The sequence below is a fragment of the Protofrankia sp. CiP1_Cm_nod3 genome, assembly GCF_982290655.1.
Window position 1 is genome coordinate 1 of record NZ_CEVIVD010000049.1, and the last position, 1,225, is coordinate 1,225.

At 72.7% G+C, this 1,225-nt stretch carries 1 protein-coding gene and 1 pseudogene; both read right to left on the bottom strand.

Annotated features, from left to right (window positions below; translation table 11 throughout):
* Positions 1-807, bottom strand: a pseudogene (locus tag AC5LUJ_RS11710) (hypothetical protein); the annotation flags it as partial.
* Positions 804-1,225 (bottom strand): type III-D CRISPR-associated protein Csx19 (gene csx19, locus AC5LUJ_RS11715; RefSeq protein ID WP_493464928.1); only part of this gene is annotated, 422 nt, incomplete at its 5' end. The pseudogene AC5LUJ_RS11710 and the gene csx19, both read right to left, overlap by 4 nt.

Consider the following 1,225-nt stretch of genomic DNA (forward strand, 5'->3'; position numbering starts at 1 on the left):
CAGGTGCGGCCGGGTCTCCTCACGGCCGTCGGATGCGGGCACTTTCCGTTCCAGTACCGGGTAGGTGGCGTGCCCGGTGTCCTGGGAACGTTTGAGGAAGGGCGTGTCCAGCAGTAGCAGCGGCGTGCCGACGGTGAGGGTGACGCCGATCGTGCCCGACCAGCGGTCCTCGTGGAGCCGGTCGTGACCGGGCAGGCGGTCACGGTCGGTGGTGGGGACGCCGACGTCGCCGAGGGTCTGGTGCCGTTCGTCGCGGTGCGGCGCCGGGACGAACCCGTACGGGTTGACGAACGCGTTCAGCGGCTCGGGCGGGCGCTGCCGCGTCTCGCCCGGGATGCCGGCGGCGCCCGTCTGCCAGTCCCCGGCCGTGCGCCGGGACGGGCGTGTCGGCGCCATGTGACGTGGGGGCTGACGGGTGACCCGCTGGGCCGCCGGCCGCGGGCGTGTGGACGGGCCGGGCGCGGGGGCCGGCCCCGACCTGTCCCGCGGCGATCCGCCCGGTGGCGATCCGCCCTGCGCTGATCCGCCCTGGGCGGTTTCGGCTCCGGTCGGGGCGGGTTCGCCGCCGGCCGTGTTGGGCGGGGCTGTCACGGAGGCGCCCTTGTCCCGGACGCGCTTGGCCTGGCCACCTGACCAGTCGTATTCGACGGGCCGGCCGGCCAGATCGTCGTCACTCAGCGTGGTTAGCGCTGGGTCGAGGAAGCGGCGGTTGAAACGCCGCTCGCTCCCGCTGTCCTCGATGATGACGAGCCGGCGGGTGCCGTCCGGGCTGGTCTTCCAGGTCACGACGCCGGAGCTGCTGCTCATCGGGTCACCTCCGGGAGAGGGTCGGGTCGCTGTGGGTCGTCGTCGGCTTCGGACCGCTCGGACGGCAGGGCGGAGGCCAGACCGACGAGCCGTTCCTCGGCGACATAGGCGTTGCCGTGCCTGGGCCTGGCCGTCGCGTTTCCGTCGGTTGCCGCGTGTTCGTCGGTCGTCACGTATTCGATGGTTTCCAGGAAGACGCATTCGTCCTCGCGGGGAGCGCGCGGCACCGGCACGTCGAGGAGGCCGATCCGGGCCTCGGCCAGGCGTACCCACAGCGGCCCGCCCGTGGCGTCCGCGTTCCGCGGAACGTCCGAGGCCTGTGATGTGTTCGGGTTCTGTGAGCCGTTCGGACGCAGCGGTCGGCCCCACAGCAGGTACTTGTTGTTGATCCTGTCGATGGCTGTCAGCGGGGCGACGG